Origin of the sequence: Variovorax sp. J31P179 (assembly GCF_030316985.1) — a bacterium.
In the GTDB taxonomy this organism is placed as follows: domain Bacteria; phylum Pseudomonadota; class Gammaproteobacteria; order Burkholderiales; family Burkholderiaceae_C; genus Variovorax; species Variovorax ginsengisoli_B.
In genome coordinates this window covers 409,599-423,789 of record NZ_JASZYL010000001.1, presented here as the reverse complement: position 1 = coordinate 423,789, position 14,191 = coordinate 409,599, and the positions used below count along the sequence as shown (strand labels likewise).

The following is a 14,191-nucleotide window of genomic DNA, read 5'->3' as shown; positions in this document are numbered from 1 at the left end:
GGGCGCCCGAACCCCGAAAATGTCACGGAACCGGGCCAGCCGCCGCAGCCGCCTTCAGCCCAGCACGTCGTTCACCTGCTCGTTGAACTCCGCCTGGCTGAGCGCGGTGCCGATCTCCCTCGGCAGTGCGTCGCGCACCGAAAAGACGCCGAGGATCTTGGTGCCCGACACCAGCGGCAGGTGGCGAAAGCCGCGCTCCAGCATCAGCACGACGGCGTCGGACACCAGCGTCTCGGGCGGCACGCAGATCGGGTTGGGCGTCATGACTTCGCGCGCCGTGGTGTGCTCGGGGTCGAGCCCCTTGGCCAGCACGCGCGTCATCAGGTCGCGCTCGGTCAGGATGCCCAGCAGCTTGTCGGGCGGCTCCATGACGAGCACGCTGCCGCAGTTGGCACGCGTCATGATGCAGGCGGCGTCCCGCACGCTGGCCTGCGGGCCCAGGCTGGTCACGTGCTTGCGCGAGATGGACTGGAAAACAGTGCGTTCGGCCATGGTCCGCCCTCCGGAGGAAGCGCTATGGTGCCTGTCGTGCCGGCTCAGCGCAAGGAGTCGTTGAGCCGGTCGAGGGCCTTCGCCCCGGGACAGAGCTGGGCTGCCCCCAGCGCGTTGAGCGGGTGGTCGCTGGTGTTGAGCGCCGTATGCAGGTCGGTCGCCAGCGGGTCGACGTAGAGCAGCCCGGTCACGACCTCGCCCATCTCCTGGTGGCGCTGCATGTGGGCCATGGCGGCATAGCGGTCGCCGGGGTCGTAGCCGGCATGCAGGCTGCGCAGCCGCAGCAGGGTGCCGTCGTGCTGGCGCACGTCGAGCACTTCGCCCGGCGCCATGTCGACCGTGATCTCGTCCCTGGCGCTGATGAAGTCGATGCGGCTGACCGCCTCGTTGTGCTCGCGCACGTAGTCGTAGCTCTTGGTGCTGCCCGGGTGGTTGTTGAAGGCGACGCAAGGGCTGATGACGTCGATGAAGGCCGAGCCGCCATGGCTGATCGCCCCCTTGATCAGCGGCACCAGTTGCGCCTTGTTACCCGAAAAGCCGCGTCCCACGTAGCTGGCGCCGAGCTGCAGCGCCATGCCGACCAGGTCGACCGGGCTGTCGGTGTTGACCACCCCCTTCTTGCTCTTGGAGCCCTGGTCGGCGGTGGCCGAGAACTGGCCCTTGGTGAGGCCGTAGACGCCGTTGTTCTCGACGATGTAGGCCATGCGCACGCCGCGTCGCATGGCGTGCGCGAACTGGCCCAGGCCGATGGAGGCCGAGTCGCCGTCGCCGGAGACGCCCAGGTACAGCAGGTCGCGGTTGGCCAGGTTGGCGCCGGTCAGCACGCTGGGCATGCGGCCGTGCACCGTGTTGAAGCCGTGCGAGGCGCCCAGGAAATAGTCCGGCGTCTTGGAGCTGCAGCCGATGCCCGACAGCTTGGCGACCCGGTGCGGCTCGATGTCGAGCTCCCAGCAGGCCTCGATGATGGCGGCGGAAATCGAGTCGTGGCCGCAGCCGGCGCACAGGGTCGAGATCTTGCCTTCGTAGTCGCGCCGGGTGTAGCCGACCTTGTTGGTGGCCAGCGTCGGATGATGCAGCCGTGGCTTGGCGAGGTAGGTCATGCGGTTTCCTGGGTGTCGGTGGCGCGGGGCGCTGGCGCCCCGACATGGGCGCCGATGGCCTCGACGATGAAGCGTGCCGTGATCGGCGTGCCGTCGAAGTGCAGCACCTTGACCAGGCGCGCCGGATCGATCTCGAGTTCGTTGACCAAGAGGCTGCGCATCTGGGCGTCGCGGTTCTGCTCGACCACGAACACCCGCGTGTGCCGGGCCAGGAACTGCACCACGCTGTCCGGGAACGGAAAGGCGCGCAGCCGCAGGGCGTCGAGGTGGATGCCGCATTCGGTGAGCGCCTCCAGCGCCTCTTCCATGGCCGGGCTGGTCGAGCCGAAATAGATCACGCCGAACTCGGTCGGGCGGGCCGCCGGGCGCAGCACCGGCTGCGGCACCAGGGCGGCGGCGGTCGCGAACTTCTTCAGCAGCCGCTCCACGTTGTAGACGTAGTCGGGGCCGCGCTCCGAATAGCGGGCATAGGCATCGCGGGTCGTGCCGCGGGTGAAGAAGCTGCCCTTGCTCGGGTGCGTGCCGGGCAAGGTGCGCCAGGGGATGCCGTCGCCGTCGACGTCCTTGTAGCGGCCGAAGTCGCGGCCGGCCTCGAGTTCTTCGGCGGTCATGACCTTGCCGCGGTCGTAGTCGTGGCTGTCGTCCCAGGCGAAGGGCGCGCACAGGCGCTGGTTCATGCCGATGTCGAGGTCGGTCATGACGAACACCGGCGTCTGCAGCCGGTCGGCCAGGTCGAGGGCCGCCGCCGCGTGCTCGAAGCACTCGTGCGGGTCCTCGGGGAACAGCAGCACGTGCTTGGTGTCGCCGTGCGAGGCGTAGGCGCACGAGAGGATGTCGGCCTGCTGGGTGCGCGTGGGCATGCCGGTGGACGGCCCGCCGCGCTGCACGTTGATCAGGGTGACGGGGATCTCCGCGAAGTAGGCCAGGCCGATGAACTCGGTCATCAGCGAGACGCCCGGCCCCGAGGTCGCGGTGAAGGCGCGCGCGCCGTTCCAGCCGGCGCCGACCACCATGCCGATGGAGGCGATCTCGTCCTCGGCCTGCACGATCGCGAAGCGGTTCTGCCCGGTCGCCGGATCGACCCGGAACTTGGCGCAGTACTTCTGGAAGGCCTCCGCCACCGAGGACGACGGCGTGATCGGGTACCAGGCCGCCACCGTGGCGCCGCCATACACGCAGCCCAGCGCCGCGGCGCTGTTGCCGTCGACGAAGATCCGGTTGCCCACCCGGTCGGCCCGCCGCACCTGCAGGCCCACCGGCTCGCGCAGGTTCTCGCGCGCGAAGTCGCAGCCCAGGTGCAGCGCCTGCACGTTGGAGGCCAGCAGCTTCTCCTTGCCCTTGTACTGCTCGCCGAACAGCTTCTCGACCACCTCGGGCTCGATCCCCAGCAGGATCGCCAGCGCGCCCACGTAGACGATGTTCTTGAACAGCTGGCGCTGCCGCGGGTCGTGGTAGACCGCGTTGCAGATCTCGGTCAGCGGCATGCCGATGACCCGGATGTCGTCGCGGAACTTCGACGGCGGCAGCGGCCGCGTGCTGTCGTAGAACAGGTAGCCGCCGGGCTCGAGCTCGGCGACGTCGGCGTCCCAGGTCTGCGGGTTCATCGCCACCATCATGTCGGTGCCGCCGCGCCGGCCCAGGTGGCCTTTCTCGGTGACGCGCACCTCGTACCAGGTCGGCAGGCCCTGGATGTTGCTCGGGAAGATGTTGCGCGGGCTCACCGGCACGCCCATGCGCAGGATCGCCTTGGCGAACAGTTCGTTGGCCGAGGCCGAGCCGGAGCCGTTGACGTTGGCGAACTTGATGACGAAATCGTTGACCGCCTCAATCTGCCTCATGCCGCCACCTCCCGTGCGGCGCGTGCCTGCGGGCCGGCCGGCGTCATCTTGAGCAGGAACTTCTGCATGTCCCAGGCCCCCGTGGGGCAGCGCTCGGCGCACAGGCCGCAGTGCAGGCAGACGTCTTCGTCCTTGACCATCACCCGGCCGGTCTTGAGCCCGCCGGACACGTACAGGTCCTGCGCGAGATTGAGCGCGGGCGCCTTGAGCCGGGGCCGCAGTTCGCTCTCCTCGCCGTTGACCGTGAAGCTGATGCAGTCCATCGGGCAGATGTCGACGCAGGCATCGCATTCGATGCAGGCGGACTCGGTGAACACGGTCTGCACATCGCAGTTGAGGCAGCGCTCGGCCTCCTTGAAGGCGGTGGCGGCATCGAAGCCCAGCTCGACCTCGACCCGGATGCTGGCCAGCGCGGCCTCGGCCTTGGCCCAGGGCACCTTGTAGCGCAGGTCGTTGGAGGTGTCGTTGTCGTAGCTCCACTCGTGGATGCCCATCTTCTGCGACACCAGGTTGGTCATCGGCGCCGGTCGGACATACACCGCCTCGCCGTGCAGCAGCCGGTCGATCGACACCGCCGCCTCGTGGCCATGGGCCACGGCGGTGATGATGTTCTTGGGGCCGAAGGCCGCATCTCCGCCGAAGAAGACGTTCGGCACCGACGACTGGAAGGTCTTCTCGTCGAGCTGGGGCAGGCCCCACTTGTCGAAGGCCAGGCCGCAGTCGCGCTCGATCCAGGGGAAGGCGTTTTCCTGGCCCACCGCCACCAGCACCTCGTCGCATTCGATGAAGGCCTCGGGCTCGCCGGTGGGCACCAGCGTGCGGCGGCCCTGGTCGTCGTACTCCGCCCGGACGATCTCGAAGCGCATGCCCAGCAGCTTGCCGCCTTCGTGGACGAAGGCCTTGGGCACGTGGAAGTTGAGGATCGGGATGCCCTCGTGCTGGGCGTCTTCCTTTTCCCAGGGCGAGGCCTTCATTTCGTCGAAGCCGCTGCGCACGATGACCTTGACGTCGGTGCCGCCGAGGCGGCGGGCCGAGCGGCAGCAGTCCATCGCGGTGTTGCCGCCACCGAGCACGATCACGCGCTGGCCGATGCGCGTCACGTGGCCGAACGAGACCGAATTGAGCCAGTCGATACCGATGTGGATGCTGGCGGCCGCTTCCTGGCGGCCGGGCACCTGCAGGTCGCGCCCGCGCGGCGCACCGCAGCCGACGAAGATCGCGTCCCAGCCCTGCGCCATCAGCGCCTTCATCGACTCGATGCGCTCGCCGGAACGAAACTCGACACCAAGGTCGAGGATGTAGCCGGTTTCTTCGTCGATGACCGATTCCGGCAGCCGGAAGCGCGGAATCTGCGTCCGGATGAAGCCCCCGGCCTTGGCCTCGCCGTCGAACACCGTGACTTCGTAGCCCAGCGGCGCGAGGTCGCGCGCGACGGTGAGCGAGGCCGGCCCGGCGCCGACGCAGGCGATGCGCTTGCCGTTGCGGGGCGCCACCGTCGGCATCCGCGCGCGGACGTCCTCCTTCATGTCGGCCGCCACCCGCTTGAGCCGGCAGATGGCCACCGGCTCGGGTGCCTGGGCGTTGCTCTCCTCGACCCGCCCGCGCCGGCAGGCCGGCTCGCACGGGCGGTCGCAGGTGCGTCCGAGGATGCCCGGGAACACGTTGGAAACCCAGTTGATCATGTAGGCATCGCCATAGCGGCGTTGCGCGATCAAGCGGATGTATTCGGGGACGGGGGTGTGCGCCGGACAGGCGTACTGGCAATCGACGACCTTGTGGAAATAGGTCGGGTTGGCAATGTCGGTTCGCTGCAAGGCGTGTCTCCTGGCTGCCGCCCGCGGCCTGGTGGGGATCGGCGCGGGTCTGCCCCCAGTATGCGCCGCGGCGGACCGGGCCATGCCTTGGTGGAATCCCTCACCAAAGGGCAGAGGCGCTTACCCGAACAGACAGTTCACAAACCCGTCCCGATGGCGCAAGATTTTGCCGGCCGAGATGGCACCCGCCAACCAGGGGCACACCCACCATGAATTCGAACGGCGCCGCCAGCGAACGACTGGCCCGGAGTTTCGAGGAGAACTACAGCGAGGCCACCCGCGGCCTGGCCACGTTCCAGGTGATCGGGATTGCCCTGCTCGCCGCGCACGGGATGGCCGACGACAGCTTCAAGGCGGCGTTCCGCGGTTTCGTGCACGGCTGGCTGCACGCGCGGGGGGTCGACGAAGACGAATTCCAGCGCGCCGTGACCGCGCTGGAAGAACTGCTGGACCACTCCGACATCCCTTCGATCCTGCGGCATTGAGCCGCGGGCCTCAGGAGCCGGCGCGCCGATAGAAGGCCAGCGATCCGGCCAGCGCCAGCAGCGCCGCGCCGCAGGAACGGTCCAGCCAGAGCACCGCGCGCTGGCGCAGCAGCCGCACGGCGCGTGCGCCGACCACCGCATAGCCCAGCATCACGAGGAAGTCGAGGCCGGCGAAGACCAGGGCGATGGCGGCGTACTGGGGCCATTGCGGGGCCGATGCATCGATGAACTGCGGCAGCAGCGCGGAGCAGAACAGGTAGCCCTTGGGGTTGGTCACGGCGACCAGGAACGAGCGCGCGAAGATCCGCCGCGTGCTCATCGGGCCCCGGCGCTCTTCGAGTTGCGACAGGTCCAGGCCGCCCTTGGAGCGCAGCAGCCGAAGGCCGAGCCAGGCGAGGTAGGCGGCACCGACCCACTTGACGACCGAGAACCAGAACTCGGAAGCGGCGAGCAGGGCGCCCAGGCCGAGCGCCACCGCGCCCACCAGCACGAAGTCCGAGACCACGGCACCGAACATGCCGGACAGGGACCGGCGCACGCCGTGGCGCGAGCCGTTGGCGAGGGCCAGCAACACGGTCGGGCCGGGAGTGGCGATGGCCACCAGGGCGACCAGGGCAAAGACGGCGAGGGTGGCGGCGTTCATCGCGGGCAGTGCAGGTTGGGCGGGAAGGCACGATACACCGCTTCGGCCGGGGACACGAGGCCCCGTGCTCAGGCGGCGTCGATCCGCATGCCGGTGGCCGGGTCGAACAAATGCACGGCGCCGGTCTTTGGCCGCAGGTGCAGCACGTCGCCCGGCGCGATGGCCAGGCGTTCGTGGAACAGCGCCACCACCTGGGCCGCACCCAGGCGCAGGCCGAGTTGCGTCTCGGAGCCCAGGGGCTCCACCACCTGCACCTGCGCCGCCACGCCCTGGCCCGGATCGCAGAACTCGAAATGCTCGGGCCGGATGCCGCAGACGGCGTCCCGTCCCGCGTGGGCGGCGAAGGCGTCCGCAGGCATCGGCAGCAGCGCATCGGCGGCCTCGAAGCCCCTGGGCGTGCAGCGCCCCGGCACGAAGTTCATCGCGGGCGAGCCGATGAAGCCGGCCACGAACTGGTTGGCCGGACGGTCGAACAGTTCGAGCGGCGATCCGACCTGCTCGACCCGGCCGGCGTTGAGCACCACGATGCGGTCCGCCATCGTCATCGCCTCGACCTGGTCGTGCGTGACATAGACCGTGGTGGTCTTGAGCCGCTGGTGCAGGCCCTTGATCTCCCCGCGCATGACGATGCGCAGCTTGGCATCCAGGTTGGACAGGGGCTCGTCGAACAGGAACACCTGCGGATCGCGCACGATCGCGCGCCCCATGGCGACCCGCTGGCGCTGGCCGCCGGAGAGCTGGCGCGGATGGCGATCGAGCAATTGCGCCAGCCCCAGGATGTCGGCCGCCCAGCGCACCCGCTCGGCGATCTCCGCTTTCGGCCGCCCGCGGTGCTCCAGCGAGAAGCCCATGTTGGCGGCCACCGTCATGTGCGGGTAGAGCGCGTAGTTCTGGAACACCATGGCGATGTCCCGGTCCTTCGGATCCAGGTCGGTCACGTCGCGCGCGCCGATGCGGATGCGGCCGTGCGACACGGCCTCCAGCCCGGCGATCATGCGCAGCAAGGTCGACTTGCCGCAGCCCGAGGGCCCCACCAGCGCCACGAACTCGCCATCGTGGATGTGGAGGTCGAGGCCGTGGATCACCGGCACGGCGCCGAAGCGTTTCTGGATTCCGGAAAGTAGGACTTCTGCCATGAATGGGGTCGTGGTGTGGAGGCTCAGCCTTTGAGTCCCGTGTGGGCCAGGCCTTCGACGAACTGCTTCTGTGCCAGCACGAAGACGATCAGCACCGGCAGCGCGGTGAGCGTCGCCGCGGCCAGCTGGATGTTCCACATCGGCCCGCCGTAGGCATCGGTGTACTGCGTGAGCGCCTGCGGCAGCGTGAACTTGGACGGCGTCGACAGGAACACGATCGGCTCCAGGTACAGGTTCCAGCTGTGGAGAAAGGTGAAGATCGCCACCGACGCCAGGGCCGGCCGCGCCAGCGGCAGCGCGATGGTGCGGAAGATCCTGAAGCGCCCGAGGCCGTCCACCCGCGCGGCTTCTTCCAGTTCCGCCGGCAGGGCGATGAAGAACTGGCGCATCACGAAGGTCGCGAACACGCTGGGCGCACCGAAGACCGGAATCAGCACCAGCGGCCAGTGGGTGTTGACCCAGCCGAGCTTCAGGAACATCCGGAACAGCGGCACGATCGTCACTTCGGAAGGGATCAGCAGCCCGGTCAGCACGACGATGAACAAGGCGTTGGCGCCCGGGAAGCGGATGCGCGCGAAGGCATAGCCGGCCATCGACGAGATGGCGAGCGTGGCGGCCGTCACGACGGCCGCGATCCAGGCCGAGTTCCAGTACTGCTGCGCGAAAGGCTGGACCGTGAACACCTGTGCGTAGCTGCTCCAGTCCGGGTGGGTCGGAAAAAGCTGTGGCGGAAACACGAAGATGTCGCTGATCGGCTTCAGCGACGAGGTCAGCATCCACCAGGTCGGGAACACGAAGGGAATCAGCAGCACGCACAGCAGTCCGTACAGCGCGACCTTCATGCGGGCGGAGATCTCACCGTTCATGGAAGACGAACCTCTTGCGCAGCTGCCACTGGGCCAGCGTCAGCAGCGCGACGATCGCGAACAGCAGGATCGCCAGCGTCGAGCCGTAGCCGAAGCGATGGAACTGGAAGGTCTGCTGGTACAGGTAGTACACCAGCACCGTGGTCGACACGCCGGGCCCGCCTTGCGTCAGCACCGCGATCTGCGCGAACACCTGCAGCGAGCCGACGATGGTGATGATGGAGGTCAGCAGGATGGTGGGGCTGATGAGCGGCAGCGTGATGCGGCGGAACTGCCGCCAGCGCGTCGCGCCATCGATGCGCGCGGCTTCGTACAGCTCGCGCGGCACGCCCTGCAGCGCGGCCAGGAACAGCACCATGTTGAGCCCCACGTTCTTGAACACCTGCACCACGATCACCGAGAGCATCGCGGTGGCGGGGGTGCGCAGCCAGTTCGGCCCTTCGATGCCCAGCAGCCTGAGCGTGCCGTTGATGCCGCCGTTGTGCTGCAGCAGGAAGCCCCAGACGATGGTCCAGGCGACCAGCGACACCACCACCGGCGAGAAGAACAGGGTGCGGAACACCGCGATGCCGGCGAGCTTCTGGTTCAGCAGAACGGCCAGCAGCAGTGCCAGGCTCATGTTCAGGACCACCAGCCCGGCCGAGAACAGTGCCGAGGCCAGCAGCACGCCGGGCAGGCTGGGGTCGCTCGACAGCAGTTCGTAGTTCCGGGCACCGGTGTAGCGGAAGGTGTTGGCCAGCACGTTCCACTCGTGCAGTGAGTACCAGAAGACCAGCACCAGCGGCACCAGCATGAAGACCAGCGTGCCCGCCAGCTGCGGCGCGACGAACAGGAGGCCGGCCGCAGTGTCGCGCCGTGCGATGGTCCAGAACGGCCGGGGCGCGGCCGGGGGCGGCTCGGCAGCGGAAACGGATCGGCGGGCCATGGCGTGGACTGGGCGGCGGGTGCTGGCGGGCTGCGCCCTACTGCGCGAGCAGCGGCGCGATCTGCGCGCAGATCGCGCGCGTCGCGGCCGGGATGTCGGCCTTCGGCTGCCACACGGCATCGAGGCCGGCGCGCACCATCTGCTGCAGCCGCGCGAAGTCGGTGTGCGCCGGCATCACCTTGCCGGTCGCGATGCCCGCGACCACGACCCGGTCGAGCTGCGCCGGCGAGAGCAGGGCGTTGGTCTTGCCGAGCACTTCGGCGTTGAGCAGCGACTTGCGCGCCGAGGGGAAGAACTGCGCCAGCCTGGCCGAGTTCTCCGGGTTGGTCATGTAGGCCACGAACGCGGCCGCCGCGGCCGGGTTCTTGCCCGACTGCAGCACGCCGATGCCGGCCTGGCCGACGATCGCGTAGTCGCCCGTCGGGCCCTTGGGCAGCGGCACCAGGTCCCAGTCGAAGCGCTTGTCCTTGGGCAGCAGCGAGGCGCGGCTGATCTGCGTGATCGTCATCGCGGCGTCGCCGGCGAAGAAGTCGACGTTCTGCCCCGGCCCGGGCATCGCCTTCTTGACGAAGATCGCGTCGTGGATGAAGCCCAGCGCATCGACCATCGGCTTGTCGGCCAGCGTGCAGCGCTTGCCGTCGGCGCTCCAGGGCGCCGCGCCCCAGGCGTTCCAGACCGAAGACAGGTACTGCCAGGCCTGGTAGTTGAAGTCGCGCACCACCAGGCCGCCCTTGCCGGTTTGCGCCACCGCCTGCGCGGTCGCGATCGCCTGCGGCCAGGTCCACTGGCCGGCGGCGATCAGCTCGGCCGGGGTCTTGGCGCCGGCCTTGCGGATCAGGTCGTTGTTGACGAACACCGCGAACGGCGAGGTCGAGAAGGGGTAGGCGTAGAGCACGCCGTCCTCCTTCGACCAGCGCTCGGTGGCCGCCGGGCTGAGCTCGCCGAGGTTGTAGCCCGGCGTGGCGGCCAGCGGCTTGGTCAGCGGCAGCAGTGCGCCGGAGTTGACGAAGTCGAAGGCGGCGGTCTCGAAGATCCAGGCCATGTCGGGTGCGTTGCCGCCGGCGATCTGGGTCGTCAGGGCGGTCGTGTAGTTCTCGAACGGCAGCGATTCGAAGCTGACCGTGACGTCGGGGTTCTCCTTCTTGAAGCCCTCCGCGATGCCGTTGAAGAGCTTCAGGTGCGCCTCGTTGGCGCTCCAGATGGTCATGCGCAGCCGGGTCTCGGCCGCCGCGCCGGCCGCCAGGGCCAGCGACAGGGCGAGGCCGCCGGCGATGGCACGGAAGCTCGCGAAGGTCTTGCAATGGAACATGGTGCTGGGTCTCCTCGGTCGGGTCTGCGAAGCGGTCGAAGTTTCAGTAGGCGCGCACGTCGGGCCAGCGCGTCTCGACGCCGGCGCGCGCCAGCATGGCCTGGAAGGTGGCGAGCCGCGCGTCGTCGGCCTGCACCGCGTGCGGCGTGGTGGCATGGGCCAGGCAATGAGCGGCCAGCATCCCGGCCACCTCGCCGACGTTCCACTCCACCGGGTGCAGCCGCAGGCAGCCGTTGGTGATGTGGGTGGTGGCGATGTTCTTGCCGCCGGCCAGCAGGTTGGTGATGCGGCGCGGCAGCAAGGCGCCGAGCGGGATCTCGAAGGGACAGGAGGGCACGTCGATGTAGTTGTCACCGCCGGTCGAGGGGTGCAGGTCGATGCGGTACATGCCGATGCCGACGCTGTCGCGGTAGCGCACGGCGCCCTGGTCGCCGCGCACGGCATGCGACAGGTCCTGCTCGACGATCCGCGTGACGCCCAGGATGCGGCGGCTCTCCCGGATGTAGGGCGCCATGGCCAGGCCGTGCGAGGTGCCCGTGACGTCGCCGCGCAGCCGCAGCCCGGGGAAGCCGGTGCCGCCGTCGACGCGCGGCGCCTCGGTCTGCAGCCAGTAGAAGACCGACCGCGACAACTCGGCCGCCGACTGCAGGTGGCGCGCCTGCTCGGCCTCGGGCACGTCGATGATCGTGCCCTCCATGTAGTCGATCATGGGCCAGTTCACCAGGCAGATGTCGGAGGCGTAGGCGCCCGGCACGAAGTTGCGCCGCGCCGCGATGCGCCTGAAGGTCCACAGGTTCTGGTCGCCGCCGCTCTTGCGCTGGTCGGCATCGACCTGCAGCGGGTCGTCGTCCGGGTTGGGCGTGAAGGAGCGCTCGCTGATCTCAAGGGTACGCGGGTTCGGCGCCTTGAAGCCCAGCAGCGGCCCGCCCCAGAAGTGCGGCTGGTAGCTGCGCCAGAAATCGTAGTTGCTTGGCTTGTCGATGGTGTGGTCGCCGGCTACGTGGTCGATCGCGAAGCAGATCGACACCGCCTGCACGTTGTGCGGCTGGGCCTCGGGCGGCGCGCTCGGCTCGCCGGTGTCGGCCCGGCTTTCGAAGCCGGTGGCGTAGTCGCAGCCGGCGAGCGGCAGCAGGTCGCCCAGTTCGGTCGCGTCGATCACGAAGGCGGCTTCTACCGTGATCTCGTCGGCGGTGTCGCGATGGCGCAGCGTCACGGCGCGGACCGTGTCGCCCTGGGTGTCGGCCGAGACGGGGCGGTAGGGTTGCAGCACTGTCAGGCGGCCTGCGCCGCGATGGGGCGCCAGCATGGCTTCCAGCACCGCCAGGCCGACGCGCGGCTCGGCGCAGAGGCGGCTGACCCAGCCCGCGCCCGGGTTGAGCTCGTCCCATGCGCGGCTGGCCGCGGTGAGCGGATAGTGGTCGCGGTAGTAGCGCCGGATGCCGTCGCGCAGCGCGCGGTAGCGGCGCGTGACGCCGAACCGCTCGACCCAGCTGTGCTCGTCCGGCGGCACCGCCTGGCTGGTGAGCTGGCCGCCGATCCAGTCGTACGCCTCGCTCATCACCACCGTGCGGCCGGCCTCCAGCGCGCCCAGCGCCGCTGCCACGCCGCCGAGGCCGCCGCCGACCACCAGGATGTCCGTCTTCAGTTCTCGCATGCTGTGTCGTTCCAATGGATGGGTTCAGGACGGCTTCGCGGGGCCGAGGGTGTCGCCGCGGATCGGCTCGCAGGGCAGCAGCACCTGCTGCACTGCCTGCGCCGTGCCGCCCTCGACGCGGCGCACCAGCATTGCGGTGGCCTGGCGGCCCATCTCCTCGCGCGGAATCGCGAACGAGGCGAAGCGCGTGCCGCTGCCTTCGGTGCGGATGTGCGAGCCCAGCGCGACCAGCGAGAGATCCGCCGGCAGCCCCAGCCCGCGTGCCCTGGCGGCGCGCTCGAGGCGCACGGCATCGGCCAGTTCGACGCAGAAGGCCGCGGTCGCGCCACTGGCCAGCAAGGCATCGAGCGCCTGGCCATCGTCGGCCGGCGGGTCGGGCAATCGCAGCACGAGCTCCATGTCGTCGCCAAGTGCCGCGGTGAAGCCCCGCCAGCGGTCCTGCGGCGATTCGGCCGGGCCGTTCGACCCGAGCCAGGCCAGGCGCCGGTGCCCCAGTTCGCGCGCCTGCCGCACCAGCGCGCCGGTGGCCGTGGCGTAGTCGCCGCCGACGAAGGGCACGGGGCCGCCCGCATCCTCGCGCCGGCCGATGGCCACGAAGGGATAGTCGCCCGCCACCAGCCGCGCGAGTTCCGCCCGATCGAAGGTCTTGCCCAGCACGATGCAGCCGTCGGCGATGCGCAGCCGGCTCTCCTCGGCGAACAGCTTGCGGTTCGGGCCTTGGCCGGTGCCGGTCAGCAGCAGCAGGTCGTAGCCGCGCGCTTGCGCTTCCTCCTCGATGCCGAACAGGAAGGGCAGGAAGAAGTCGGCGTGCGCATTCGGGAAAGCCGGCTCGTAGGTGAACACGCCCAGGATCCGGTTCGACCCCTTGGCCATCCGGCGCGCGATCGGATCGGGCACGTAGCCGGTCTCGCGAATGATCTTCTGCACCCGCTCCCGGGTCTCGGGCGGAATGCGCGCCAGCGCGTTGTCGGCGCCATTGAGGACCAGCGACACGGTCGCCTGGCTCACGCCTGCGAGCTTGGCGATGTCTTGCTGGGTCAGGCGGCGGCTGGCGGGCATGAGATGCTGATGCGTATGACTAGATTGCTAATCCGCATTATCAGCAAAAGATGCGTGGAATTGGGCGCAATCAAGCGCAGGGATTACCCGCCCCTCAGCGCATCCGCTCGACCCACTGGGCGCGCGAGGGGCTCGGCTCGAACGGCGCGCCGAAGGACTGCGTGTCCCGAACCACCTGGCCGCCCTCGAATTCCATGATCATGTGAGCGGCTTGCCGGCGAGCCATGCCTTGCCGCGGGCGTACAGCTTTTCGACTTCGGCTCCCTCCAGTTGTGGCATGTCGAGCTTGACCTGGTAGCCGATCTGCGTCTGGATATAGGCCAGGTGCCGATAGCCGGCCGGAAACTTCGAGATGGCAGCCTGGTCGATTTCGAGCCTGGCGCTCGGGTCGATCGGATCCACACGGTCCTTCTCGTAGATCGGCTGACGAACGACGACGCCCCAGCGGCCGTTGCGCTTCTCGACGAAGTCGTAGAAGCGTCCCGTGCAGACCACGTCGCAGGCGACGCCTTGCACATCGCCGCGCTGCGAGATCGTCATCTTCGTCTGCGCGATGGCGCGATCGCCGGCCAGGTCGATAGAAGTCCCGCCGAGGAAGTGCAGGATGCTGACCCCCTTGGCCCAGCCCTCCTTCGTCACCCGGATGAATTCGGAGGCCGGGCCCTGGAACCAGGTCGCGTTCATGACGCCGTCGTCGTGCCACACGGTGGCGAACCGCTCCCAGTCGCCTGCGTCGCGCCAGACGGCCCAGTTCTCGATGAGATCGCGGATGGCGAGGCGGTCGGTCAGTTCGTTGGTCATTCGATACTCCGGTCGGTCGGACAAGGGTTGCCTCAGCGTGTTGGCGCGAAGCCGGGCTTGTCCGCGAGG

Annotated in this window: 13 protein-coding genes; 1 reads left to right on the top strand and 12 read right to left on the bottom strand. The window is 69.1% G+C overall.

Annotated elements, in window-relative coordinates; translation table 11 throughout:
• Nucleotides 1-54 precede the first annotated feature (54 nt).
• The 4 genes from QTI17_RS02060 to QTI17_RS02045 are packed head-to-tail and all read right to left on the bottom strand — an operon-like array spanning nucleotide 55 to nucleotide 5,244.
• Entirely contained in the window at nucleotides 55-492 is a 438-nt protein-coding gene (locus QTI17_RS02060) for a CBS domain-containing protein (RefSeq protein WP_286507046.1), read from the bottom strand.
• Between the two features lie 44 nt (nucleotides 493-536).
• Entirely contained in the window at nucleotides 537-1,592 is a 1,056-nt protein-coding gene (locus QTI17_RS02055; protein WP_286520870.1) for a 2-oxoacid:ferredoxin oxidoreductase subunit beta, read from the bottom strand.
• A complete protein-coding gene (locus QTI17_RS02050) occupies nucleotides 1,589-3,430 on the bottom strand; it encodes a 2-oxoacid:acceptor oxidoreductase subunit alpha (protein ID WP_286530712.1) in 1,842 nt (613 codons plus the stop codon). Before QTI17_RS02050 ends, QTI17_RS02055 begins: the two co-directional genes overlap by 4 nt.
• Nucleotides 3,427-5,244: an FAD-dependent oxidoreductase gene (locus tag QTI17_RS02045; protein ID WP_286530711.1), complete on the bottom strand. Its 1,818-nt coding sequence runs from the start codon at nucleotides 5,242-5,244 to the stop codon at nucleotides 3,427-3,429. The genes QTI17_RS02050 and QTI17_RS02045 overlap by 4 nt, the downstream gene beginning before the upstream one ends.
• Before the next feature lie 209 nt (nucleotides 5,245-5,453).
• Between QTI17_RS02045 and QTI17_RS02040 the strand changes: the two genes are divergently transcribed.
• Nucleotides 5,454-5,729: a hypothetical protein gene (locus QTI17_RS02040; protein ID WP_286530710.1), complete on the top strand. Its 276-nt coding sequence runs from the start codon at nucleotides 5,454-5,456 to the stop codon at nucleotides 5,727-5,729.
• Nucleotides 5,730-5,739: 10 nt separating this feature from the next.
• On the opposite strand, the gene QTI17_RS02035 is transcribed toward QTI17_RS02040, so the two are convergent.
• The 8 genes from QTI17_RS02035 to QTI17_RS02000 all read right to left on the bottom strand — a co-directional run bounded on the left by QTI17_RS02035 (nucleotide 5,740) and on the right by QTI17_RS02000 (nucleotide 14,122).
• Nucleotides 5,740-6,372 carry a LysE family translocator gene (locus QTI17_RS02035; protein WP_286530708.1) on the bottom strand — a complete coding sequence of 211 codons (633 nt, stop codon included), beginning with the start codon at nucleotides 6,370-6,372 and terminating at the stop codon, nucleotides 5,740-5,742.
• A gap of 68 nt (nucleotides 6,373-6,440) precedes the next feature.
• The gene (locus QTI17_RS02030) at nucleotides 6,441-7,508 is read right to left on the bottom strand and encodes an ABC transporter ATP-binding protein (protein ID WP_286530707.1); all 1,068 of its coding nucleotides are present in this window, start codon (nucleotides 7,506-7,508) and stop codon (nucleotides 6,441-6,443) included.
• A gap of 23 nt (nucleotides 7,509-7,531) precedes the next feature.
• Nucleotides 7,532-8,374, bottom strand: coding sequence for a carbohydrate ABC transporter permease (locus QTI17_RS02025; protein WP_286520878.1), 843 nt, complete (start codon nucleotides 8,372-8,374; stop codon nucleotides 7,532-7,534).
• Entirely contained in the window at nucleotides 8,364-9,299 is a 936-nt protein-coding gene (locus QTI17_RS02020; RefSeq protein ID WP_286530706.1) for a carbohydrate ABC transporter permease, read from the bottom strand. Before QTI17_RS02020 ends, QTI17_RS02025 begins: the two co-directional genes overlap by 11 nt.
• 37 nt (nucleotides 9,300-9,336) lie before the next feature.
• The gene (locus tag QTI17_RS02015; protein WP_286530705.1) at nucleotides 9,337-10,608 is read right to left on the bottom strand and encodes an ABC transporter substrate-binding protein; all 1,272 of its coding nucleotides are present in this window, start codon (nucleotides 10,606-10,608) and stop codon (nucleotides 9,337-9,339) included.
• A 43-nt stretch (nucleotides 10,609-10,651) separates the two neighbouring features.
• Nucleotides 10,652-12,262 (bottom strand): FAD-dependent oxidoreductase, encoded by a 1,611-nt coding sequence (locus tag QTI17_RS02010; protein WP_286530704.1) that lies wholly within the window; start codon nucleotides 12,260-12,262, stop codon nucleotides 10,652-10,654.
• Nucleotides 12,263-12,286: 24 nt separating this feature from the next.
• Nucleotides 12,287-13,321 (bottom strand): LacI family DNA-binding transcriptional regulator, encoded by a 1,035-nt coding sequence (locus QTI17_RS02005; RefSeq protein ID WP_286530703.1) that lies wholly within the window; start codon nucleotides 13,319-13,321, stop codon nucleotides 12,287-12,289.
• Between the two features lie 198 nt (nucleotides 13,322-13,519).
• The gene (locus QTI17_RS02000) at nucleotides 13,520-14,122 is read right to left on the bottom strand and encodes a nuclear transport factor 2 family protein (protein ID WP_286530702.1); all 603 of its coding nucleotides are present in this window, start codon (nucleotides 14,120-14,122) and stop codon (nucleotides 13,520-13,522) included.
• Nucleotides 14,123-14,191 lie beyond the last annotated feature (69 nt).